Source organism: Nocardia sp. Tas62D01, from assembly GCF_055232035.1.
The window spans coordinates 8,022,680-8,046,305 of record NZ_JBUYUZ010000001.1 but is presented as its reverse complement, the minus strand read 5'-3'; the positions used below and the strand labels follow the sequence as shown (position 1 = coordinate 8,046,305).

Sequence of the window (23,626 nt, the reverse complement as noted above, 5' to 3'; positions counted from 1 at the left end):
ATTAAATTAAATGCAAGCGAGTAGTCAACCGATGTGCGCGCCGGATCACCCGAGTTCCGGGCCACCGAGACGAACGAAACGAAACTGCCTGGGCGGCCACCCAGGTTGTGTGTAAGCCCGAGCTTCGGGTCGCGCAGTTGCCGCTCCCCGGGAAAGACTTGAGGCCGCCGTCGGGATTGATCGGCAGTCTGCCGCCGAGTTCGTATTCGCCGTCCAGGCTGTCGCGCCAGGCCCGGCCGCGTTCGGAGAAACCCAAGTCCTCCATGAGCACGAGTTCGGTAGGCGTGAAGCAGTCGTGCACCTCGGCGAAGGTGATCTCGTTGCGGGCGTCGATAATGCCCGCCTGCGCGAATGCGTCAGGGCGCTCGCCACCACTTCAGGGAAAGTGGTGAAGTCATAGCCGGGATCGGAAACACCGCGCGCCGGTCCGGCCACGAGCGACAGACCTTTGACGTACAGCGGCCGATCAGTGTAATCAAGCGCATCCTCCGCGCGCACGATCAGCGCCGCCGCGGCGCGGTCGGATACTCCGGAGCAGTCGAACACGCCGAGCCGGCCCGCGACCGTGGGCGCCGCCTCTATCTTCTCCTTCGTCACCGCGGACCTGAACTGCGCCTTGGGATTACGCGCCCCATTGACGTGGTTCTTCCACGCGACGTGGGTCATCGCGGCCCGCAGATCGGCCGGGTCGATGTCGTAGCGGGCGCAGTAGGCTGGATCCAGCAGCGAGAAGGCCGCCGGTGCCGTCAGACTCAGCTCGGCGGCGGTGCCGTCGCTCGGCGGATCCGCTCGCAGCAGGCCGGAGAATCCGGAATCTTTCAGCTTCTCCACGTCGATGCCGTCGGCCAGTTGTTCGGCCACCGAGCGCGCCTGCCTGGCCTGCGTCAGCCGCAGCGTGGTGCGCAGCAGGATCGTGCACCGACAACAGGCCCGCGGCTCGACGAATGGCCCTGCTGCAAGAGCATGGTGTGCCGACCGAGGCGGCCAGGGCGGGAGCCTCGAAGGCGGTTGACGCGATGCGGCCAGACGAGGACCGCCAACAACCCAGCGGCGCCCGACACTCGCGATCGAAGCAGAACTGGAAGCCGAAGGATTCGAAGGTGCCGAGTTGATCGGTCGGGACGGATTCGTTGCTGTTTACCGCTGCCGTCGAGCGTGCACTGGAACGGCATGTCGCCCGTCAGGTGCTCAGGTCGGCTCTGGCGCCGCCGATCTGGAGCGGCTGCGCGAACAACGCAGCATGGGCCGACTTCTGGTCATCCCAACATCGTCACCGTGTTGCATGTCGACGTCACCGCCACCGGTCGCCCGTATTTGGTGATGCCCTCTCAATCCCGCGGCTCACTGCACGATGCGATCAGCGTCTCGGGTCCGCTCGCTTGCGCCGACGGACGGCCCACCACCGGGCCTCGCCGTAGTCGTCGAAGCTTCCGAGGACATCCGGCGCGTGCCGTCGGTGTCGTAGTAATGGAAGGGAACCTGCCAGCTGACGGTGCCGTCTCCAGACTATCGAAATAGTCGATGAGCAGGTCATTCCTGATTGGAGCTAAGGGGACTCGAACTTCCGGTCGCCCATGCTCGTACGTGCATTTCGGTGCAATATCCTGCGTTCCAAGTGATTTCGGCACGCTGACGATCGCTACGGTAACGCGATCGTGTCGACGCGGTGACCATCTAATCGGTTCCTTGCCCGCGGAGATGTGATCAGGTGATAGCTGCGCAGATCTACGGGTCGACAAGACTGTCAGTCCCGCTATTCTCCGCCTGCCAAGAACATCCGACACACCGCGTCGGCGAGTAGGTCCACCTCGTCGTGGTCGAGTTGTCGACTGCCGACTGTTGCGTTCATAGCACCAATCAGCACTCGACTTGCAATGTTCGGAGGTATCCGGGAATCAATAACGCCCGCCCCTTGAGCTTCGGTCAGAAGCTCGGTCCATGCCGACACATACCTTCTGACATGATCCAGCGCGTCGTTTCCCCAATCGCCTCGAGCTGTGCCGGGATCCACCACGCGCACTACAGCGGCGCCCCGGTCGTGGTCCTCGTGCAAAGTCCTGAGGTGAATCTTGACCGCGATGGACACCCTGTCCTGCGCGGTGACGCTTGCAGGCAATTCTGCCAAACCGACCACGATCCGCTCCAGCGCCGCGTCGACGGCATCCCTCAGCACCTCGGTCAATAGGTCCGACTTGGTCTCGAAGTGAAAGTACAGGCTCCCGATTCTCAGATCCGCGCCATCGGCCACCTGTCGAAGACTCGTGCCTTCGTAGCCGTGCGCAGCAAACTCATGCGCGGCGGCGGCAAGAATCCGCTGACGCGTCCGTTCGGCTTTGGTCTGAGCAGGCTTCGTCATAGCCCGCCCGACACTATCCCAGCCTTGCCGAGGAGGCGGCGAGGGTGCTAGGTTCGCCAATAATCGGACGATCGTCCGATTCCAGGGAAGGAGCGGTCATGGCTGGGTCGATCAGCGAACTTCTTGATGCCAATGTGCGGCACCGAGCCGACGCAGCGGCGCTGAAGTTCGGAGGTCAGGCATGGACCTGGCGGGACGTCGACGCGCTCGCCACGGCGTTCGCCCACCGCCTGCTGTCGGCCGGTGTCGCAGTTCAGGATCGAGTCGTCTACGTGGGCAAGAACGGTCCCGGTTGTTTCATCACAATGTTCGCCGCGGCAAAGATCAGGGCAATCTACACCCCGCTGAACTGGCGGCTGACAGCCGCCGAGATCGGCATACTGCTGGATGACATCCGGCCGCGCTACATAGTTTGTGAGGTCGCATTCACCGCCTCCGTCGAGACTTGGGTGTCCAAGTCGCAGTCTGTACCGATCGAGACCGCCGAGAATCTTTGGAAGGCAAGGCCGCCGGCGACCTCGACTCCGATTCCCGCTGATTGTGCTACCCAACCGGACGATATTGCTTTTCAGCTCTACACCTCGGGCACCACAGGCGTCCCGAAGGGGGCTATGTTCGCGAACCGAACCAACGTCAAGACGCTGCTGGAAAGGATCAGCGTCGCCTGGGACTTCACTCCAGATGACGTGAGTCTCGCCGCCATGCCACTGTTCCATATGGGGGGCCTAGCTTGGGCGCTTGCCGGAATGGCCCGCGGTGTCACCACCGTGATCGTGGCCGACTTCGACTCCGTCGGCGTCCTCGACACCTGTCAGAGAGAAAACGTCACCATGGCGTTCTTCGTGCCGGCCATGCTGAACGGAATTCTCGCGGTTCCCGATCTCGACCAACGCGAACTCGGGCTCCGGCGCCTCGTCTATTCCGGTGCCCCCATTGCCCCCTCCACCCTGGTCACCGCCATGAAGGCTCTCAACTCCGGTTTCGCGCAGATCTACGGTCTCACCGAAGCCACTGGAGCATTTGCTCAGTTGGAGCCCGACGATCATGACCCCGGAGGGCCCCGTGAACACCTGCTGTTGTCTGCAGGCCGCCCCTACTCCTGGGTTGAAGTCAAGATCGTCGACACCCTCACCCAGAAAGAACTGCCTCCCGGACAGTCGGGCGAAATCTGGACCCGCTCGGAACAGAATCTTGTCGGCTATTTCAACCGGCCCGAGGAGACGGCTGCCGCGCTCACCCCCGACGGTTGGCTGCGCACGGGCGATCTCGGCTACATAGACCCCGAGGGGTACCTCTACCTCCGTGACCGGCGCAAGGACATGATCATCAGCGGCGGTGAGAATGTCTACCCTGCCGAAGTCGAAAAGGTCCTGGCCGCATACCCATCCATTGCCGACGCCACCGTGATCGGTGTCCCCTCGGAAAAATGGGGCGAAACAGTCAAGGCAGTTGTCGTGCCCAGGGCAGGCCACACCATCGATCCGGTCGACCTCGTCGCGTTTTGTCGTGAGCGCATCGCTTCGTTCAAGTGTCCCACGAGTGTCGACATCGTCGACGACCTTCCGCGCACGGCGACCGGGAAGGTCCGCAAGGACGTGGTCCGTGAGCCGTACTGGCTCGGTCACGACCGACGAATCTACTGAACCTCACGCTTCACCAATCAGAAAGGCAGCACTATGACGATCACTTCCCCGCCGACCGCAGAGGCCGGAGCATTGGATCGGGATTTCGCGGTCAAGTGGTATCAGAGCTGGATCGAGGCGTGGAACAACCACGACTACGAGGGCGTCAAGGACATCGTGACGGAGGATTTCGTTTTGGACAGCCCGACAACCCGCCATACGAACTGGTTCGTTCAGGGAGCGCAGGCCACCAGCGACTACCTCAAGTACGTCCTCACCGCCTATCCGGACCTCACATGGGAAGTCATCGCGCCGCCAATGTTCCGTGACGACGTCCGCCAGGCCGCGTTCAGTTGGCGCGGCACCGGCCATTTCACGGGAGTACTCACCCCTCCCGGGATCCAGGGAGCCGGAAATGCATTCGACTTCTCCGGTCTCGAAGTCTTCTCCTTCCGAGGTGACCGCGCCTGCCACCTGAACGCCTCCTACGACCTGATCGGCCTGACCAAGCAGACGGGCGTCTACCGACTCGGCCGCACCAAACCCTGAGCGCCCACATCCCGCTCGATGTCGTCGCACACCACGGCATCGAGCAAGACGCCATCCCGCACAGTCCAATCACCGAGTGAGGAACCTCTCATGACACACGAGACCCGTTCAGAAATCACCCACAAGTTCTACGACGCCCTTGCCACCGGGAATCGTGACGTCCTGGACTCCGTTCTGGACCCCTCGTTCGTCGGACGCACAAGCCGAGGGCTCCCGCTGGGTCTTGGTGGAACGTTCCACGGACCCGACGACATGCGCCGGAACTTCTGGGGACGGATCGCGCGCCACTACCGTGCCCGCGCAGTTGTCGACGAAGTGCGTCCCCTCGACGCCGATCGGCTCCACGTCGCGGGTCGGTATGTCGGGACCGCCAACGCCAGTGGCAACCCGCTCGATGCAGCGTTCGTGCACATCCTCACCTTCAACGACACCCGCATCACCGCTCTCGATCAGTTGACCGACACCGCAGCATGGCGCGATGCGCTCGGCAATGCCGGTCCGATGACAACGATCGACTTCGACGTCACCGACGGCCTCGCCAGTGTCTTCCTCAACCGCCCCGACGTGCGGAATGCCATCGACCAGACCGTCGCCGACGAAACGCTGGAAGTGGCACGACGGATCCAGGCTGACTCCTCGGTTCGCGCTGTCCTGATCGGTGGCCGCGGCCCCAGCTTGAGCGTCGGTGGCGACATCACCTACTTCGCAGAAGCCGGCGGCGATGACTTCGGCGCGCTGTTCCGCACCATGACTACCCCATTCCACGAAGCGTTCCGGATCTTCGAACGACTCAACGTCCCCATCGTGACCGCCGCGCACGGCGCCGTTGCCGGTGGAGGCATCGGGTACGTCTACGCGGCCGACATCGTGCTCGCTGCCGAAAACACGCGTTTCGTTACCGCGTTCGGCGGCCTCGGCGTCTCCGGCGATGGAGGCGGCAGCTGGCATCTCCCGCGCACCATCGGCCGTGCCCGCGCAGCCGAAGTGATGCTGGAGAATCGCCCCATCACCGCCGAGGAAGCACTCGCATGGGGCCTCATCAACGCGATCGTGCCTGCCGCTGATTTACACGACCAAGCACGAGAGCGAGCCCTGCGGCTCGCGCATGGCCCCACACAAGGCTTCGCCCGTATGCGAACCCTGCTGCGGGAATCCGCCACCAACACGTTGTCCGAACAACTACGACGCGAAACCGATCTGCTCATCGAATGCGGTCGCACCCAGGACGTACCCGCTGCTGTTGCCTCGTTCCTCGAGGGCCAGGCCCCAACTTTCAGCGGGAACTGATCAGTCGCTGCTGCCCTCCACACAAGCCAACCACAGGACGAGAAACTCGAATGACTGGACTCTTCGTCGCCTTCGTCATCCTCATCAGCGAGGCCGCGAGCAGTGGCGAGGACCTGGTCGACGAACTCGAGGCCGAGCTGTGCCGCACGATCAAGTCGATCGCCTGCCCGCGCCAAATCGACGTCATGCCCGAACTGCCCAACGTGGAATATCACACGAATCTCGAAACCCCCTGTCGGGACAGGTCTCACGTTCGGCCTGCCCCTCTCGCGCCGCCCGGCTGGACTGCCGGGCGGCGCGAGCATTACAGAGAACCGGCGTCGTCTACCGGAATCAGCCTGAGATCCCAGAGCAGAGGACCATCGACCGCCGCGATCTCGGTATCGAAGCGCACCCCGCAGCCCCCGCACAGGAACTCGCGGAACTCGACTTTTGCCGCCATCGACGCGTCGCCACCGTCGAATTCCGCCGCAATTGCACTGACCGGCCGACTGCGCATCGTGGCGTGCTCCTTGAAGTTTCAGTCCGCGGGGCCCACGTCTGCGCCGCACCGGTGACACACGAAACGACCATGTGTCATTCCCGTCCGTCGGATTACGCTTATATGCGCCCCGCACTCCGAACACTCGCAACGCGCGGTGTATGGGCCCGCCGGTTCTGGACTCACGTGATCGAAGCCGCCGTCAGGTTGGACGATGCGGCGTCCAGCTTCGTCGCACGTGCTCGTGGTCCCCGGCCGGTGGTTGCCGTCCACGCGACCGGTACGCAGGTTGACCGCAGTCTCCTTACCTCAGGTTTCGCAGGTGTAATCGACGCGGCTGGACTGACCATGTGCCACATGCTGTTCCAACGAACTCGGTCTGTCCAGAGCTGTCTCCCACCTACTGCTGCAGCGAAATCCACTGCGCTACGCGGTCGGTCAGTGCGCGGACTTCGGTGGCCGCCCGGTGCGGCGTCGTTCCGATCGTCGTTCGAAAGCCGTGATCCGCTCCTCGGTAACACCTGTCCGCGCGCCGAAGTGGTACTCCGACGTGGCCACGATGCGTACCGGCTGGGCTACGTCGATGGGCCGGTCGAGGTGGTGCTCGACGTGCTCCATGACCTGGCTGAGCCGCTCCGGCCCGGTTCTTTCCTCTTGGTGATCATCACGCTCAGCGGCACGTACCGTGTGGACCCGACATCCGGTGCCCGGCCAGATCGGGACCGACGACCGGTCGCGGATATAACGAGAGCGACTCCATCGCCTAGTTCCTTTTCCTCCCGTGGGAGCCGAGGCTCCACTCATGGATTAGATTCCATTCTAAGTTAGAATAATGACCAAATCGGCAGGATGCCAGCAACGGCCCGGCGGCTCGGAGTTTCTGCGTCCTAGGATGCAGGCGTGTCGGCGGCGAGTTCCCGCAGCCTGCGCCGATCGATCTTGCCGGTCGCAGTCAACGGAAGCTCGCTGACTGTTCTGAACAGCGGCACCTTGTAAGCCGAGATGTTCTGTCTCGCCCAGGTGGTGAGCTCGGCCACGTCGATGTCGCCGCGCCCGGTCGTCGTCACGAAGGCCATGGGCTGCTCCCCGCGATCGGCATCCTCGACGCCGATGACCGCGCATCGGCCGATCGCCGGATGTCCGACGAGCAGAGTCTCCAGCTCGTCCGGAAACACGCTCATCCCATTGACCTTGATCATGTCCTTGTTCCGGCCCAGGTAGTGCAACCAACCGCTGGCGTCGATGACGCCACGGTCGCCGGTGTGCACCCAGCCATCCCTGAGCAATCCTCCAGTCGCCTCCGGATTTCGCCAGTAGGCGTTCAGCGCGGATGGCGAGCTGATCAGGATCTCGCCCTCCTCATCAAGGTCGCACCATTCGCCGGTCTCGAAATCGGCGATCACGATCCGCGTACCCGGCACCGGTACCCCCGAGAGCAGCCGGCGGGTCAGCAGATCGAAGTCGTCGGCGGTCGCCCCGAACAGCGTGGTATCGCAGGGGTTCGTCTCCGTCATGCCGTAGGGAGCCAATCGGATGGTGCTGTGCTCTCCGGCGACGGTCCGCCACCAGTTTGCGCAGTTCCACGTCGAGCGGACGGACGAATGGGGCAACCAGCGGCGAGACGAGCGACGACAGATCGCGGCCATCTTGCTGAGCGGCCTCGCCTACCTCGGTGAAGGTCTCGACGGTGCCGTACTGGGTTGTGATCGCGTGCCGCTCGATTGCCAGCGCTGATGCGTGCGGATCCCATCTCGTATAGAGGACGGCGGTGGCACCGGTGAGGATCGGCAACAGCAGACCGACATTCTCACCCGCGATCCAGAACAGTCCGTAGACGATGCCGTGCACGTCATCACTGCCATACCCGTCGTAGGTAGCGATCGTCGCTGCCGTATAGACCATGTGCCGCTGGGTGTGCTCACATCCCTTCGGCACGCCGGTGGTGCCACCTGTGTAGTTCAGCGCCGCGAGCTCATCGAGTTCTCCGGATCGAGCGTACGTCGCAGCAGCCGACGCAAGGCTCAGTTCCTCCATGAGATCGAGGGACAGATCGCCACCTTCGCCCCGGTCAGGTTCCTGCATCACATCCTGTGGAGGCCTGAAGGACGGCTCGGTCGGGACGAAGTCCCACAGACTCGTCGACAGGATCAGCCGGATGCCGGTAGCGCCGGCCACGTCGTTGACCAGCCCGATATGCCGACGCGTCGCGACGACCACCGACGCGCCGCAGTCACGCAGCTCATACTCCAGCTCGGCGCGCTTGAACATCGGGCTGATCGGCACGTAGACGCACCCGGCCTTGAGAATGCCTATGAACGATATGACGAACTGCGGGCAATTCTGCATGAGAACCGCGACCCGCTCGCCGGGCTGGATACCCCTGGCAACCAACAGATTCGCGAACCTGTCGGAGAGCTCGTCGAGCTCCCGGTAGCTGACGATGCGGCCGTAGAAGACAATCGCCGGATGGTCCGGTCTCTGCTCGGCCCACCGCCGGACGTACTCCGTCAGCGGCACCTCACCGAAGGGGTACTGCGGTTCGGTGGGCGCACCGACGAGTCGCTCAGCCCATAACTGCGCCAGCAACGCGAGGTGGTCATCCTTTGAACGCTGCACTGATGTGTCTTCTGTCTGGATGCCGAACCGCTCGCTGGACAGCTGTCATCGGTCAGACCCCCTCGCGCTGCGCACTCTGATGCACCCGCGATTCCTCTCCCGACGTGCCGCGGTTGACGCCGACCAGGCCTGCCCGCCCGGGATCGACCCGCATCCGCCGGGTGTACTCGAAGCCCGGACCCATAGCCACCAGGCCGCCATCGACCAACAGCGACGCTCCGGTGACGAATCGGGCCGACCTGCCCAGCAGATACTCCGCGGCACCGGCGATATCCTCCGGCTCACCGTGATCGGGCCACGGCTGCCCGGAGGCATCCATCAGCGCCGCCGTTCGCTCGGGTTTGCCGCCGTGCACCAGCGGGGTGAGGATCGGTCCGGGGCAGATGGCATTCACGCGGATCCGAAAAGGTGCGAGCTCGACAGCCGTGTTCTTGGTCAAGCTGATGACGGCAGCCTTCGCGGCCGAATATGCCTGTGGACCCAGGCCACCCGCTACCCCGGCGACCGAAGCGACGTTCACGACCGCGCCGCCGGTGCCCTGCTGTTTGAGTACCCGTGCGAGGCGTACCGGGCCACAAGATGTTCGCCGCTGGTGGTCAGGTCGGTGCTGGCCAGGGCGAGAGTGTAGGGGCGGGTCTCGTCCAGGTCGCGGATCAGGACCACGCGGATAGGGGTGCGGTGCAGGCTGCCCCACCACAGGCAGGCGATCACTGCGAGGTCCATGTCCTCGGTCACGCCGTAGCGCGTCACGCGAGCACGGGTCCAGGTCGCGCCGACGGCCATCTCGGCAGCGGTGCCCAGGCGTTCGCCCTTCCAGGCGGGGTGTCCGCGTTTGCCGGTGCGTGGCGGCTGGGGTCCGTACAGGACCGCGTTGGCGGCCAGGCGGGTGGTGAAGGTGACCCGAGCGGGCAGGTCACGCCAGGCCGGCCCTCGGTACAAGGCGTCGCCCACTATGTGGACGACGCGGTCGGGCAGCGCTTGGGCGAAGAGGTCGACCATGGTTCTGGCCTGCTCGGTCTTGGAGATGCTGGTCTTGGGGATGTGCAGGCGGAACAGGACGGGCAGGCAGACCTGACGGGCCAGGAACGGCACGGTCAGCACGATTCCGATGATCACGAAGCAGTTGCCGCGCCCGATGTCGTCGCGTCCTTTGGCAGAGCCGTCGTGCTGGTAATTCGCGCCGTGGACCTTCTTTCCGTAGCGGTGGAACAAGGTGTCGTCCACCGCGAGGGTCACCGCCGCGCCCCGGGGCACGAAGCGAGCCACGACAGCACGGGCCAGGGCGAGTCCGACCTGGTCCAGGTCCCACACCGCCTGTGAGAAGAACCGGTGCGCTCGCGACCAGTGGGCCTTCCCGGCCAGTCCGGCGGCCTGCCACATCCCGGTGACGGTGCGCGGACCGTTCCCCGACAGCACCCCGGTGACCAGCGCCGCCATCGTCGTGAACGAGGGGGCGGTGAAGCACGGCCGCAGGACTTCCAGCACGATCAACAAGGATGACGGTACGGTCACCGGCACCTGGACCTCCTCTGTACGGCGACGCGCGGCGCATCCGCAACCTCCGGCAAGGACGGGCACCGTGTATGACCCGATCCGCCGCATTGCGTCCGGACCAGGGGGCGCCATCACCGCGCACCCTCTCCCACGCCGCAAGAACTGGCCTGACGCGGAGGTTCTCGTCCGCCACCACGGCCCGTTCTGCTTCTGCGGACGGTCGACTCGTGTTGCCGTCTTTTCACTGCGAAGCTCGGAGCCGCCCAGCCTGCTGTATGGCCAGACGGCTCCGAGATTTACCCGGCTGACGCGGCCGCTGTGTCGGGAATGTGGACGTGCTGCGTGAGGAACAGGGCTGCGCGGTCCAGTGCCTGGTCGGCCTCGTCGAGAACGCCGGCGAACGACTGGAACACGTGCGGCACGTCGGCGGTGATGTCGAGGATCACGTCCACTCCGGCTGCGTGGGCGCGGGCGGCCAGGCGGGTGGAGTCGTCCAGCATGACCTCGTTGGTGCCCACCTGGATGAGCATCGGGGGAAAGCCGGTCAGGTCGGCGAGGACGGCCGGGCTGAGCATGGGCTGGTGCGGGTCCTGCCCGGCGAGGTACATGGCTCCGGTGTGTTCCACGGACTTGCGGGTGAGGATCGGGTCGATGCCTTCCTTGGTGTCCATGCTCTCGCCCGTGCGGGTGGCGTCGAGGCCCGGGGAGAACGTCACGATGGCGGCGGGCAGCGGGAGGCCCGCGTCGCGGGCGGCCAGACAGGTCGTGACGGTGAGGCCGCCGCCGGCCGAGTCCCCGGCGAACGCGATGGTCGAAGGGTCCTGACCGCTGTCGAGGAGGGCGCGGTAGGCGCTCAGTGTGTCTTCGATCGCGGCCGGGAACGGGTGCTCGGGGGCAAGCCGGTAGTCCACCGAGTACGCTCCGAAGCCGGTCTTGGCAACGAGGTGTCCGGTCAGCGACAGCACGCTTTCGGGGGAGCCGTATACCCAGCCGCCACCGTGGAAGTACAGGATCGTCCCGGCACGCGGCCCGTTGTCCGGCTCGACATGCAATGCGGGTCGGTTGCCGAGCGTTGTCTGCGCGGTGCGGATGCTGTCGGGCACGATCATCTGGGCCATCAGCGCCTTGAATCCGGCTCGGATCGCCTCGACCGACCGGGGGCCCTCGGGTCGCGGTTGCCGCAGCATTGCGTCAATCTGCGCGCGCTGTTCCTTGCTCATCTTCTTCTCCTGCCGTAAGTATCTTCCATTGCACTATATGCCGTGGCATCTAACGTAGACTATATGCCGTGACATCTAAAGCGAGCGGTGAGACGGTCGACCTCCCGGGCTTCTTCGCCGACCTGGTCCGATGCGAGACGCGTCTGTACAACGCCCTCAACGACCGCCTCCGTGAGCGGCACGGGATCGTCACCTCGCAGTTCGAGGCCCTGCACTACCTGCGCGACCACCCCGAGTCCCGCGTGGCGGACCTTGCCGCCGAATTCGCCATCGGCATCGGGGCGACCAGCAAGACCATCGACCGTCTGGAGAAGCAGGGCTGGGCCGTCCGACAGCCGAATCCATCCGATCGCCGGTCCTCACTGCTGGCCCTGACCGACGACGGCCTGCAGTTGGTCGACGCGGCAGAAGGGACCTTTACCGAGCGGTTGGCCGAGCTGATCGCAGATGCGCTCGAGGCGTCCCCCATGACGGCCGCCGCGCAGGCCCTCTCGGAGCTGCGTTCCGTCCTGGAGCGCGACCAGATCGGCACGCCCACAGGCTGACGCATATTCCCAACCCGGTCGAAACGGCAGCGGCCAGGCATGGTCAGCCTCGGCGCACCATCAGGGTCTGCCCCGGACTGATGCCTCTTCGCCGTCCGCAACTGGGTGCCGTAGGCCGGGACGCGCGCTTATGCGTTCCGTGCCTGGCTTATGGGTCCGCCCACCCGCCAACCCCTGACGACCAGCTAACCTCACACACCCTCACCCGCAACCCAGTAGCCGATCACGAGAATGGCGAAACTTCAGCTCCTTGTGTTCCACGTCATATGGCGGGTTCAGGACTATACGCGGGACATTCAAGTGCGCGTCAGTGGTTGTCGGGCAACGAGCGCGTGCGGCGGCCGCATCGTCACCGGCGCTGTTCATAACGGGTGCACCCTCCGGCTACTCCCCGACAATCAGCGATTTCTGCTGGTGAAGTAGGTGTGCGTAGTGGTCAAGTCCCCCTCCGGACACGACCACTATGCCCACGGGCGGTTTTGGGTTGGCTTCGGCCAACACCGTCCGTGTGGTGTGGTCGTAGGCGAGTTTCAGGCCCAGTTGCCGATATAGCTCCAGTTTGTCCTCCGAGTCGGCCTTCCGAAGTATCTCGATCAGCCCGCCGAGAGAATCGACGAGTTGTTTGATTCCCGCCGCGTTCAGACGCTGATGAGTGGCGGTAGCGGCTTCGAGCGCAGCCTTCTGGGCTACAACGAGTTCTCGTTCTTTCTGAACTTCTCTCGTCCACCCCGCGACCAGTGCTGGATCGGTTCCCGCTTCCAGCGCCGCGCGATGCCGGGCGAGTTTCTGGTCAAGTGTGGCCAGTGACGGGCGTGCCGCATCGAGTGCTGGCCTGTTGTCGGGTTGGGCGGCTTCGAGCATCTGGAGTGAGTGCTGGATCCGGTCGGAGTGGAATATGTCCGCCAGCCATGTGTCCAGTGGTCCGCTGAGTTGGTCTTCTCGGAGGTAGACCGAAGGCGCGGGCGCGGTACTCGGCCCGATGGGTCCGAAGCTCGGCGGCAAGGCCGAACGACGGCTGACCAAGATGGGCGTGGAGATCCAGCTCAACGCCATGGTGATCGACGTCGAGCGTTCGGCGTCACGGTGAAGGACTCCGACGGCACGGTGCGCCGCATCGAGTCGGCCTGCAAGGTCTGGTCGGCCGGCGTGCAGGCCAGCCCACTGGGCAAGCTGCTCGCAGAGCAGTCCGAGGGCACCGAGGTAGACCGAGCCGGCCGGGTCGTGGTCGAACCGGATCTCACCATCAAGGGCCACCCGAACGTCTTCGTGGTCGGCGATCTGATGTCGGTGCCGAACGTGCCGGGTCAGGCGCAGGGCACCATTCAGGGCGCAACCTACGCGGCCAAGCAGATCAAGGCTGGGCTGAACGGGCAGACGCCGCAGGAACGCAAGCCGTTCAAGTACTTCAACAAGGGCAGCATGGCCACCATCTCGCGGTTCAGCGCCGTGTGCCAGGTGGGCAAGCTGGAGTTCGGCGGGTTCATCGCGTGGCTGGCCTCGCTGGCGCTACACCTGTACTACCTGGTCGGCTACCGGAGCCGGATCATCACCGTGATCCAGTGGTTCGTCACCTTCCTCGGCCGCAGCCGCGGGCAAATGGCCGCCACCGAGCAGTGGGTGTTCGCGCGACTAGCGTTGGAGGCGATCAGCACCGGCGACGACGAAGACGCCGAACAGCTGGCCGCGGCCCTCGGCGCTTCCAGCAACAGCCGGGTCGCCCTGGACAAGGCCGGCACCAAAGCAGGCTGAAGCCAGATGGGGAATGTTCGGTTATCTCAATTCGGGGTGTCATAGAAAACTCGACCAATCCAGGTTGCCAGCAGATACGAATGTGAGGCGTTGAAGTCTCCTTCCGGACGAAAGGTGATCTATGGGCACAGGCAAGCACAGAGCACCCACCCCGCACCGGCAGAAGCTGGGCTCGATTGTCGTTGCCGGAGCGGTACCCCTGGTCCTCGTGCTGGCAGGAACCGGCACCGCCAACGCCGAGCCCGATCGGTCCATTCCGCTGACCCAGTCGGACCTGACGGACCCGAACGGCGAGACGGACCCGAACGGCCAGACCGAGCAGAACGGCGAGACGGACCCGAACGGCGAGACGGACCCGAACGGCCAGACCGAGCAGAACCGCCAGACCGAGCAAACGGATCAGCCGGCGCAGTGGCCCGCGGCCGAGGCGCCGAACGTGCACCCGTACGAGGGTCTGCGCATCCCGGACGACACCCTGAGTTCGCTGCAGTGGGCGCGTCCGATGCCGAAGAAGAAATACCTGGCTCCGGTGGAAGGGCTGCACGCGCCCGCTTCGGTCGCCCCGGTGCCGCCGATCGCGCCGCCGCCCGGCAAGCTGCGCTTCGGCGACGTGCAGGTCGACGCGCCGGAGTGGCTCTACCGGGAGCAGGCGATCCAGCTCAACGACGGCGCCGCGACCGCCGAGGCCAATATGGCAACATTCCTCGATTCGGTCGGAATGGAGCGCAGCAGGTCCGACCGCATCGCAGGCCAGACCATCGGCGCCGCCGCGATCGGTGCAGCGGCGGGCGCCGCGGTGGCGAGCCCGTTCGCGTTGGTCGGGGCTGCCCTCGGCGGCGGGATCGGCCTGGCCATCGGCCTGCCGTTCGCGCCGATCGGTCTCGGCGCGGCTCCGATCGGTGCCGCTTACGGCGCGGCACTCATGGCCGTTCCTCTTGCGGCCATCGGCGCGGGCGTCGGCGCGTCCCTCGGTGCGGTGCACGCCCTCAGCGCGCCGCCACGGACCGTCACCGACTGAGCGGACGGTGCGTTCGAGGACGAGCCCAAGGGTGGGAACCCGACGACGCTTCGGGTTCCCACCCCTTTTCTTTGTCCCGTCCTCGACCGGATTACACCCCCACTGGGTGAATTCGGCACGAAGAGCACGACAGTTCGTTACCACTCCCAACCGCACCACCGGCGTGTCGATGCACCGCGACCCTCGAAACGGCCCCTACAGGCAATATTTCAGCTATCTCGATGAGCGTGTGTGCAGACCGGCGACGGATGGTTCTCGCTACTGGACATTCCGCCGGTGTCCGGCGTCTTCGTCCTGCTCATCGCGTACGTCGTCGGAACGTCGCGCCACAACTGCCCGACGCCGACCCTCCGCATTCACTCGGCGACGGCGAGCAGCGACCCTGTGCGAGTGAACAGGCTGCCACCGGCCGCCAGCGGTAGCCGGGTCTGTGTCAATCCCGTTGTCGCCACCGGACGTTCGTCGGGGTAGAGGAGTTCGCTCTCCAGTGCACGCGGGGCGGCGGCGGGTGTGCCCGCCCCCAGTTCCAGGCGATGGCGCAGCAAGGGTGTGGCGTCGACGCCGGCAATCAGGTCTCCCCGCCACCGCCCGCCGTCCTCGCCCGTGCGGCCGATCTGGACACGTTCGCGCATGGTTGATGGCTTTCCTGGCCCCGTTCATCCACCAAGCCGCTAACGAATTCCCGGCCGCGCTGGTCGCGCTGCGCAATCAGCTTCCAGTCGACGACGAGCCGATCGGCGTCCTGGGCGGTTCGCTCGGCGGTGCCGTGGCGCTGGAGGTGCTGACCACGCTGCGGGCTCCGATCAAGGCGGTCGCACTGGTCAATCCGGCTGTGCGGATACGGTCCGTCGTCGGGCTCGTCGGGGCGCTCATGGCCGGCTCCGGGCAGTACCCGTGGACAGCCGAATCCCGCAAGACCGCCGATGAACTGGACTTCGTCGCCCGCGCCGCGGACGTCACGGCACAACCGCCGCTGCTGCTTGTCAGCGGCGAGCTGGACCACCCGGCGCTACGGACGGACGCCGCTGCCCTGGTCGACGCGCTACGCGAGCGGTACGCGCACCCGGACGAGGTCGAGCTGAGGACTGTGCCGGAGCTGCCGCACCCGCTGGCCGACGAGCCCGGCCTGGAACCGGCCCCGCAACTGCCCACGGCCAAGGTGGTCGACGAGATCTTGACGCAGTGGTTCCTCCGGCAGCTCACGGGAGACGTGCCGTTAAGGACCGTGTCACCAGGTACATGAAGGCTTCGTAAACCTGGTCACGGCATTTCTGCTGAGCCCCGGCGCGGGACTCGGCACCGGCCAAGTGATCAACGTCGATGGCGGCATCACGATGGGCCACCAGCCCCCGCCCGACGACCCACCACAACCAAAATGCACCCTCCTGGAGCACGGCTCGTGCGCCGGAGGGTGCACCCAATTTCTGATCTAGAGCCTGCGGGTCAGTCTTGCGATTCCGGTTCGTAGCCGGCATAGGTGCGCGGCCCGGTGGACATGACGGCTGCGGTCAGCTGGTTGGCTGCCTCGAACAAAGCCCGTATGAAGGGGTGTTCATCCGGCGCATGGTCATACTCGCCCGCACCTCGCAGGTAAGGCCATGCCTCCTCTGAGATGGCTTGGATTCGGTCGCACAGCTCCCGCGCCTTCGCGATATCCAGCACCGGGGGTGTGGTCGGTTCAATGGGCATGAAAAGGCTCCTTCATCGCCGGTTCTCGCACGTGGTGACCGTCTTGGTGTCCGACTGCTCCTCGTAGTCGAACGGCCCTTTGCTGCCCGTGCCCCGGATACGTGCGGTCATGCGCCATGTCCCGTTTTAGCAGGCTGCGCTCACCTATCCTGGTACCAGGCCGGTCGAATTCGACCACGGCGACCCCATCGTCGGAGAGCAGTTCGCGCGCGCGGCCGAGCAGGCGCACCGGATCGCCGCCGATGCCGACGTTGCCGTCGGCGATGAGGGCGTAGGCCCATCGACCGACGCCCGGCAGCGGGCCGAACAGATCGCGCCGTAGGGCGGGCGCCCGCGAAATCTGGTGACAGCGACGGCCATCAGTGAGATGTCCACGCCGAGCGCGACCACGCCGCGGCGCAACAGTGCGGCGACGAGCCTGCCCGGCCCGCAGCCGAGGTCCACCGTCGGCCCGTCGCAGCAGCGGGTAAAGACGGTGTCGGCGAGGTCGCCGGTTCCGAGCCACCGCTGGATGGGTAGCGGGCGCCTGGTCCCGTCGGCGGCACGGATCCAGCAATCCTCGCCTGCCAGCGCTCGGTCGAAGACCTCGGTGCCGTTCATCGCAGCACCATCGTGCGTTCCTGGAGTCGGCGCACCACCTCGGCGAACCGTCCGCCGATGGCGGCGGCGGCGACAAGAACAGCGTCCTCGAAGCCGGTCGACGTCGGCGTGCGTCGGCAGCAAGTGAACGCGGAAGACGCACCGGCGCATGGCTTTTCGGGTCAGCGCGCCAGTGCACGCGGTCGACATCGGCACGTCGACCAAGGCGCGCGCGGGCTGCGGCATGGGCAGGCCGAGGGCCCACCAGCCGCTATCGGTGGCCGGACCGGGCACGGTGTCGACGAGTTCCCCGGCAGCCCGGGTGAGCAGTTCGGCGCCGATCTGCGGGGTGTCCATGCCGATCTGCAGGACGGGCAGCCCCGCCCGCGCGGCATCAGCGTGCGCGTTGGCCAGCCGTGGGTGCGGATCAGGCCCGGGTGGACCGAGTTCACCCGAATCTTGTGCTGTCGGGCGGCTACAGCAGGCCGGGGTCATCGGAGGTCCTCGATTCGGATCGTGGCATTGGCGAAGTATCGGCCTTCAAGCGTTTGCTACGAGTATGCTGCGGGTGGGGAGGTGTCAGCGCCGATGCTGGCGATCGCCTGGCGACCGCCCGAACCGTCCGAGTAGGACCCGACCCAAGCGGAATCAGAAGCCCGCGTATCGGGCCGACCACAGCGCCTCGACCCGACGGAGGAAGCAGCGATGATCCAGCACAGCGCCCTGGGTAAAGTCTCGCCACCTGACATGCGTTATGAGAACACACTGATCATCGCCAATGGGGACTACCCGAACCTGACACGAGGTTGGAGGAACCATGACGGACTCAACCGGCACGAAACCCGGCCTCGGCCGCTTCGGATCATTTAGTCGCGGAGTAACGCCAGAGCAGGCGAAGGACATCGAGGCGCTGGGCTACGGCGCCGTTTGGGTCGGCGGTTCCCCGCCGGCAGAGCTGGACTGGGTGGAGCCCCTTCTCGAGCAGACCACGAGACTGCAGGTCGCCACCGGCATCGTCAACATCTGGACCGCGGCCGCCAAGCCGGTCTCCGAGTCTTTCCACCGCATCGACCACGCCCATCCCGGCCGGTTCCTGCTCGGGATCGGTGTGGGACATCCCGAGGCCCAAGCCGAATACCGCAAGCCCTACGACGCGCTCGTCGACTACCTCGACCAACTCGACGAGCACGGCGTCCCGGTCAACCGGCGAGTCGTCGCCGCGCTGGGGCCGCGGGTACTGAAGCTGGCCGCCCGCCGCAGCGCCGGCGCCCATCCCTACCTGACGACGCCGGAACACACCGCGCAGGCCCGCGAGCTGATAGGACCGTCGGCACTCCTCGCGCCCGAGCACAAAGTGGTGCTGACCACCGACGCCGAGGAGGCCCGAGCCATCGGCCGCAAGGCGCTCGACATCTACTTCAACCTGACCAACTATGTGAGCAACTGGAAGCGGTTGGGTTTCACCGATGAGGACGTGGCACGTCCCGGCAGCGATCGCCTTATCGATGCCCTCATCGCCTATGGCACCATCGATGCCATTGCGGTGCGGCTAACCGAACATCTCGACGCCGGCGCGGACCACGTCGCGATCCAGGTCCTCACCGGGCCCGACCAACTGGTCCCCGCACTGGCCGAGCTGGCCGGTCCGTTAGGGCTGACGCCGAAGGGCTGAGCATCCTGCTCGGTTAGGGTTTGACCATTCGGTTGCTGGTCACCGGCAGCGCGGGTCGTCGGCGCACTCCCACACGCAGGAACGCCGCCGCCGTGGCGAAATTGGTGTTCACCGGGACCAGAACCTGCTTGCCCGGCGCACATCGCCGATCCAACGTCAGCCGAGGAAGAGCTTCATCCCCTCATGCGTCGCCTTGAACCCGAGCCGTTCGTAGAAGCGGTGCGCATCGGTACGAGCCTTGTTGGTGTCGAGTTGGATCCGGACGCATCCGCGTGCGTGTGCCTCTTCGATCGCCCAACGCATCATGCGCTCGCCGATACCTTGTCCACGCAGGTGGGCGGCCACGCGCACGGCCTCGATCTGGGCGACCTGTCCGCCACGCCACATCAGATACGGGATGAACGACATCTGAAAGGTGCCCACGATTTCGCCATCGAGCTTCGCCGCCACCAGCAACTCGCCGGGGTCGGCATCGATCCGCTCGAAAGCTGCCAGATAATACGCGGGCAACGGAGGTCCCAGCTCAACCGGGACATCGGGAATCGCATCCTGCGCCAGCAGCCGCACGATGTCCTCGAGATCCTCCCGACGGGCCGCCCTCACAATTAACTTGCCGTCATTCATTAGCCCTCCAGCAGTAGATCGTGATCTTCATATCGTGGATATGGCCGGCGCGCGACGCCTCCTCGTCTACTACAACGCGCGTTGGCCGCCGACCTGCGCTGACGACGTACGGGTTGACGATCGTGGATCGGAGGACCAGTGATGCCGGTGACGTAGCTCCGGGCTAGTGCTCGAAATGCCCGTCTCCCGCCCCGGCGCGTGTTGCAGGCTCTTGGTTGCGGCGGCCAGCACGATGACAGCCCGTTGAGCCAGACGCGGCGGCGTGGTCCCGGCCCGGACCAGCCGGGTCAGCTCGAGGCGCTGCAGGTCGGTCAACACGATCTGGTCGGGCGGCAGGACTATGACAACTGCCACCGGCCCCACAGCGAACGAATCGTCTCCGCGACGTCGTCGTAGTCCGGCCGCGTCACCCGCACATCGTCGACCTCGGTCATGCCCACAGCTGTAGGGGACCGCGAGTGACATCGGCTGCGACCGCAACACCTGCATATCGATTGTGACCGGCGCCCGCCGTGGCCTGGACGGAGCACTCGCCCAGCCACATCGACGCGTTATAGCAGGCCCAGCAGTTGGAGGTCGGCGGCGTACTTGACGATCACCTCCCGCGTCACATGCGGAATGTCCTTGTCCGGACCGATCTTCGCGTCCTGCACCGCCGCATGGAACCGCTCGGCTGACGCGGTGGACCCGCGTATCGGCTGCTGCGGTCGCTGATAGTTGTGCAGCAGTGGCAGTAGCGAGTGCTGGCGCTGCCGGTCCGGCAGGGCGCGCATGGCGGTCTCGAACCGCTGCAACCACGCGTCGTAGTCGGGAATGCGTTCGATCTCGTACCCGGCATCGACCAGCCAGTTGACGTACTCGTCGAGCCCGATGCCATCGTCGTACGGGTTCACCACGTGGTAGGTCTGGAACCCGGCCGCTCGTGCACCGATGGTGGCAATTGCCTCGGCGATGAAGTCGACGGGCAGTCCGTCGTAGTGGGCTCGCTGTCGCTTGCCGCCCGAGCCGAGGTCGTAGAACGAGCCGGGCGCGATGCCGGTCGCGATCAGGCTCAGCATCAATCGGGTGAACATGTCCGGGACGTTGAGCTGACCGGCGTACCGGGGCTCCGCCAGGATCATGTCACAGCGGAACACCGCAACCGGCAGGCCGCACAGGTCGTTGGCCTCCCGCAGCAGGACCTCAGCTGCCCACTTGCTGTTCCCATAGCCGTTCGCGTAACTGTCGTCGACCGCGCGGGTTGGACTGATCACCCGGATGTCGGTGTCCTCGAGGAATGCCGATGGTTCGATCTGACTGCCCACGGCGACGGTCGACAGGCCGGTGAAAGACTTCAGCTTCGTTGTGAGCGCGAGGCGGATCAGTTCGGCTGTGCCCACGACGTTGGGGCCGAACAGCTCGCTGTACGGAAGCACATGGTTGACCAGTGCCGCGGGATCGACGATCAGGTCTACCGTGTCTGCCAGCCTTTGCCACACAGCCTGATTCAGCCCGAGGTCGGCCTCGCCTTTGTCGCCGGCGATGACCTCGAGATGATCGGCGGCCAGCTCGCGATAGTGCGCCAGCAGCTTCGGATCGCCGCTGTCGAAGGTCTTGTCCAGGCGTGCACGCGCTGTGGCGTCGTCCTTGGCCCGTACCAGGCAGATCAGTGTCCCGCCGACGAACGCCAACCGCTCCAGCCATTGCAGCGCCAGGTAACGCCCCAGGAACCCGGTCGCGCCGGTCAGCAGGACCGTCCGCACCTCGGCGCTCGGCCCGGGCAGCGAGGACGCGGCCGCGAGCGTCTGGGTGTCGAGGAACTTCTCCAGCGTCAGGTCGCGGGCGTGCACCTCGGTGGCGTCACGCCGGCCATGTACCGCTGCGAACGTCGGCCGCTTGGTGCCGGGCGCCCGCTGCGTCTCGATGTAGTCGGCGAGGGCGCGCAAGTCGGTGGCCGGACTGACGATAACCCCCACCGGCACATCGACGTCGAGGATGTCACGCAGCAGATTGCCGAATGTCAACGCCGACAGCGAATCTCCGCCCAAGTCGGCGAAGTGCACATCCGGCCGTAGGTCGCTGGCCGTCGCGCCCAGAATCGCACCCGCGGCCCAGGTGACCGTCTCCAGGACAGGACGATCGCCGACACCTTGGCGCAACGCGCTCAGCTCGTCGGCCTCGGCTTCTGCCAGGTCGGTGTAGAGCCGCTCCAACCGAGGGCCGTACTGCTCCTTGAGCTTCGGGCGGGCCAGCTTGCGGATACCGGTGAGCAAGCCGTTCTCGAGTGTGAACGGTGTTGTTTCGAGAATGAAATCGCGCGGGATTTCATAGGACTGCAGTCCGGCCGCCTGCGCAATATTCTGAATCGACGCGCTGATCAACGGCTTCAGCGATCGGATGTCATGGGCGGACAACGCATCCTCGGTGGGTACTACGACCGCCAGCAGATACGAGCGGGCACTGTTGCCGTAAACATAGATCTGCCGCACCAGCGGGCTTTCAGCGAAGAGTGCCTCCAACTTCGAGACCGTGACGAACTCGCCCTGCGAAAGCTTCAGCACGAAGTTCTTGCGGTCGAGATAGACGAGTTGATCAGGACCGACCTCGGCAAAGATATCTCCGGTGTGGTAAAGGCCGTCGGAGTCGAACATCTGGGCGGTGACGTCCGGCCGCTTGTAGTAGCCGGGGATCAGCTCTTCGGATTCGATCAGCAACTCGCCTCGAGGATACGGCCGGTCGGTGCGGAAGTAGCCCAGATCGGGGACGTCGACAAGCTTGTAGTCGCCCACCGGCGGGCGCTGCACCTGATCGTCGACGAGCATCACCCCGGCCTCGGTCGCGCCGTAGCCGTTCGCCAGATGCAGGTCGAGGCAGGACTCGACCCATGCCTTCACTACCTCGGAGATCGGCGCGGAGCCCGTGGCCGCCGAAACGAACCGTCCGCCGAGGAGGTTCTGCCGCAACTCGGCCATCACCTCGGCTTCCAGGGCCGTGCGGTCGGCCGTGTCTGTGGCCCGACGGTGCACTCGGCTCTGGAACTCCCCATACAGCATTTCCCAGATTCGCGGCACGAACGTCAGCTGCGTGGGTCGCACCAACGACAAGTCTTCCAGAAGGGTCGACAGGTCGCTCTTGGCGGCGAAATAGGCCGTGCCGCCGGTGCTGAGCGCCATATAGAGGCCCGCCCGTCCCATGATGTGGCTCATCGGCATGAAGCTGAGGACGATCGACGGGTCGGTGCTGCGTTGGCCCCACCTCTCGATAGCCGACCTGCGCCACTGGCTGGCCACCAGGCGGCCGGGAAACATGGCGCCCTTCGGTGTGCCGGTGCTCCCGGAGGTATAGATCAGCGATGCCAACGCCCCTGGTTCGTCGGAAACGAAGGGCGGCGTGGTCGGCAGTGACTTCCCCCGCTCGAGCGCGTCGACCAATATTTCAACGTCGACCCGGCTGCCTGCGTCGACCAACCGCGTCTTGGCGATTTCCAACGCCTCGCGCTGATCATCGACCTGCGGGCGGTAGTCGAACACGATCAGCCGGGCCGGCGCGTGCCCGGTGAGCACCAATTCGACGGCATCGATGAGGTCGTCGACGCTCGATGCGATCACGGCCGGCTCCGCCTCGGCAACAATCGGCCGCAGCTGGGCGACGGGCGCGCTTTTCTGCAGCGGAACCGACACGGCACCCATGCGCATCAGCGCCACATCAATGGTGGTGTAGTCGACGCTCGTAAAACCCAGGACACACACGCGATCACCGGGTCGCACCGAATCGTCTGTCAGGGCGCTCGCAATCGCGCCCGCTCGGTCCCACAATTCGCGGTAGGTGATGGCCTCGAACCGGGGCAGCAATACTGCCGAGGTCCGGCCGGTCTGCTGGTCCTCGACGAACTGGACCGCACGTTGTCCCAGCGCGGGCCGGTCCGCATAGCCTTCCATCACAGTTTGCACGATCTGTGACAGCTGAAGTTCAGGCTGGTCGATCGCGTCTCTGACGGCCTCGTCGGGCCGGGCATCGGCGAACTGCCTATCGGTGGCGTACATCTCCGCGATGCGGCGGTCGAGCCGCGACTCCCATGTATCGGTCGACATGAACTCACCTCGAATCTCTGGAATGGCACTCATGAGTGTCACTTGACACTTTCAA

19 protein-coding genes and 4 pseudogenes are annotated in these 23,626 nt (G+C 65.4%); 8 read left to right on the top strand and 15 right to left on the bottom strand.

The annotated features are described in order from the left end of the window. Window positions 1-32: 32 nt before the first annotated feature. Window positions 33-837: pseudogene (locus ACV7NQ_RS38725) on the bottom strand (thiolase C-terminal domain-containing protein); the annotation flags it as partial. Window positions 838-1,753: 916 nt separating this feature from the next. After that, complete coding sequence (locus ACV7NQ_RS38720; protein ID WP_463364072.1) at window positions 1,754-2,356, bottom strand: TetR/AcrR family transcriptional regulator; 603 nt, start codon at window positions 2,354-2,356, stop codon at window positions 1,754-1,756. Window positions 2,357-2,454: 98 nt separating this feature from the next. Between ACV7NQ_RS38720 and ACV7NQ_RS38715 the strand changes: the two genes are divergently transcribed. The 3 genes from ACV7NQ_RS38715 (at window position 2,455) to ACV7NQ_RS38705 (ending at window position 5,814) form a co-directional block, all read left to right on the top strand. Continuing rightward, window positions 2,455-3,999: an AMP-binding protein gene (locus ACV7NQ_RS38715; RefSeq protein ID WP_463364071.1), complete on the top strand. Its 1,545-nt coding sequence runs from the start codon at window positions 2,455-2,457 to the stop codon at window positions 3,997-3,999. A gap of 33 nt (window positions 4,000-4,032) precedes the next feature. Further along, window positions 4,033-4,527, top strand: coding sequence for an ester cyclase (locus ACV7NQ_RS38710; protein WP_463364070.1), 495 nt, complete (start codon window positions 4,033-4,035; stop codon window positions 4,525-4,527). A 90-nt stretch (window positions 4,528-4,617) separates the two neighbouring features. Beyond that, window positions 4,618-5,814, top strand: a complete 1,197-nt coding sequence (locus ACV7NQ_RS38705) for an enoyl-CoA hydratase-related protein (RefSeq protein WP_463364069.1) — start codon at window positions 4,618-4,620, stop codon at window positions 5,812-5,814. 304 nt (window positions 5,815-6,118) lie between these two features. Here the strand turns inward: ACV7NQ_RS38705 and ACV7NQ_RS38700 are convergent. The 6 genes and pseudogenes from ACV7NQ_RS38700 to ACV7NQ_RS38675 form a co-directional block, all read right to left on the bottom strand. Continuing rightward, window positions 6,119-6,322 (bottom strand): annotated as a pseudogene (locus ACV7NQ_RS38700) (hypothetical protein); the annotation flags it as partial. Between the two features lie 860 nt (window positions 6,323-7,182). Next, on the bottom strand, window positions 7,183-7,809 hold the full coding sequence (locus ACV7NQ_RS38695; RefSeq protein ID WP_463364068.1) for an AMP-binding enzyme: 627 nt from the start codon (window positions 7,807-7,809) through the stop codon (window positions 7,183-7,185). Between the two features lie 121 nt (window positions 7,810-7,930). Then, window positions 7,931-8,812, bottom strand: a pseudogene (locus tag ACV7NQ_RS38690) (AMP-binding protein); the annotation flags it as partial. A 151-nt stretch (window positions 8,813-8,963) separates the two neighbouring features. Then, window positions 8,964-9,431, bottom strand: a complete 468-nt coding sequence (locus ACV7NQ_RS38685) for an SDR family NAD(P)-dependent oxidoreductase (RefSeq protein WP_463364067.1) — start codon at window positions 9,429-9,431, stop codon at window positions 8,964-8,966. Next, the gene (locus tag ACV7NQ_RS38680; RefSeq protein ID WP_463364066.1) at window positions 9,428-10,429 is read right to left on the bottom strand and encodes an IS701 family transposase; all 1,002 of its coding nucleotides are present in this window, start codon (window positions 10,427-10,429) and stop codon (window positions 9,428-9,430) included. The genes ACV7NQ_RS38685 and ACV7NQ_RS38680 overlap by 4 nt, the downstream gene beginning before the upstream one ends. A 272-nt stretch (window positions 10,430-10,701) precedes the next feature. Then, complete coding sequence (locus ACV7NQ_RS38675) at window positions 10,702-11,625, bottom strand: alpha/beta hydrolase (protein WP_463364065.1); 924 nt, start codon at window positions 11,623-11,625, stop codon at window positions 10,702-10,704. A gap of 68 nt (window positions 11,626-11,693) precedes the next feature. On the opposite strand from ACV7NQ_RS38675, the gene ACV7NQ_RS38670 reads away from it, so the two are divergent. Next, window positions 11,694-12,170, top strand: a complete 477-nt coding sequence (locus ACV7NQ_RS38670) for a MarR family winged helix-turn-helix transcriptional regulator (protein WP_463364064.1) — start codon at window positions 11,694-11,696, stop codon at window positions 12,168-12,170. A 384-nt stretch (window positions 12,171-12,554) separates the two neighbouring features. On the opposite strand, the gene ACV7NQ_RS38665 is transcribed toward ACV7NQ_RS38670, so the two are convergent. Next, a complete protein-coding gene (locus ACV7NQ_RS38665; RefSeq protein WP_463364063.1) occupies window positions 12,555-13,031 on the bottom strand; it encodes a hypothetical protein in 477 nt (158 codons plus the stop codon). A 91-nt stretch (window positions 13,032-13,122) separates the two neighbouring features. On the opposite strand from ACV7NQ_RS38665, the pseudogene ACV7NQ_RS38660 reads away from it, so the two are divergent. Together ACV7NQ_RS38660 and ACV7NQ_RS38655 are read left to right on the top strand one after the other, a co-directional pair. Then, window positions 13,123-13,919 (top strand): annotated as a pseudogene (locus ACV7NQ_RS38660) (NAD(P)/FAD-dependent oxidoreductase); the annotation flags it as partial. 121 nt (window positions 13,920-14,040) lie between these two features. After that, window positions 14,041-14,937, top strand: a complete 897-nt coding sequence (locus ACV7NQ_RS38655) for a hypothetical protein (RefSeq protein WP_463364062.1) — start codon at window positions 14,041-14,043, stop codon at window positions 14,935-14,937. 356 nt (window positions 14,938-15,293) lie between these two features. Here the strand turns inward: ACV7NQ_RS38655 and ACV7NQ_RS38650 are convergent, their stop codons facing one another. Next, window positions 15,294-15,569, bottom strand: a complete 276-nt coding sequence (locus ACV7NQ_RS38650; protein WP_463364061.1) for a hypothetical protein — start codon at window positions 15,567-15,569, stop codon at window positions 15,294-15,296. A gap of 5 nt (window positions 15,570-15,574) precedes the next feature. Between ACV7NQ_RS38650 and ACV7NQ_RS38645 the strand changes: the two genes are divergently transcribed. Further along, window positions 15,575-16,180 (top strand): alpha/beta hydrolase family protein, encoded by a 606-nt coding sequence (locus ACV7NQ_RS38645; protein WP_463364060.1) that lies wholly within the window; start codon window positions 15,575-15,577, stop codon window positions 16,178-16,180. A 200-nt stretch (window positions 16,181-16,380) separates the two neighbouring features. Here ACV7NQ_RS38645 and ACV7NQ_RS38640 read toward each other — a convergent pair whose 3' ends face one another. Beyond that, a complete protein-coding gene (locus ACV7NQ_RS38640; protein WP_463364059.1) occupies window positions 16,381-16,626 on the bottom strand; it encodes a hypothetical protein in 246 nt (81 codons plus the stop codon). Between the two features lie 144 nt (window positions 16,627-16,770). Continuing rightward, entirely contained in the window at window positions 16,771-17,700 is a 930-nt protein-coding gene (locus ACV7NQ_RS38635; RefSeq protein ID WP_463364058.1) for a DUF2064 domain-containing protein, read from the bottom strand. A 322-nt stretch (window positions 17,701-18,022) separates the two neighbouring features. Here ACV7NQ_RS38635 and ACV7NQ_RS38630 point away from each other — a divergent pair, with 322 nt between their 5' ends. Then, a complete protein-coding gene (locus ACV7NQ_RS38630) occupies window positions 18,023-18,877 on the top strand; it encodes an LLM class F420-dependent oxidoreductase (RefSeq protein ID WP_463364057.1) in 855 nt (284 codons plus the stop codon). A gap of 156 nt (window positions 18,878-19,033) precedes the next feature. On the opposite strand, the gene ACV7NQ_RS38625 is transcribed toward ACV7NQ_RS38630, so the two are convergent. The 3 genes from ACV7NQ_RS38625 to car all read right to left on the bottom strand — a co-directional run bounded on the left by ACV7NQ_RS38625 (window position 19,034) and on the right by car (window position 23,571). Next, window positions 19,034-19,501 carry an N-acetyltransferase family protein gene (locus ACV7NQ_RS38625; RefSeq protein ID WP_463364056.1) on the bottom strand — a complete coding sequence of 156 codons (468 nt, stop codon included), beginning with the start codon at window positions 19,499-19,501 and terminating at the stop codon, window positions 19,034-19,036. Window positions 19,502-19,570: 69 nt separating this feature from the next. Further along, window positions 19,571-19,855, bottom strand: coding sequence for a hypothetical protein (locus ACV7NQ_RS38620; RefSeq protein ID WP_463364055.1), 285 nt, complete (start codon window positions 19,853-19,855; stop codon window positions 19,571-19,573). Window positions 19,856-20,052: 197 nt separating this feature from the next. Continuing rightward, on the bottom strand, window positions 20,053-23,571 hold the full coding sequence (gene car, locus ACV7NQ_RS38615; protein ID WP_463364054.1) for a carboxylic acid reductase: 3,519 nt from the start codon (window positions 23,569-23,571) through the stop codon (window positions 20,053-20,055). Window positions 23,572-23,626 lie beyond the last annotated feature (55 nt).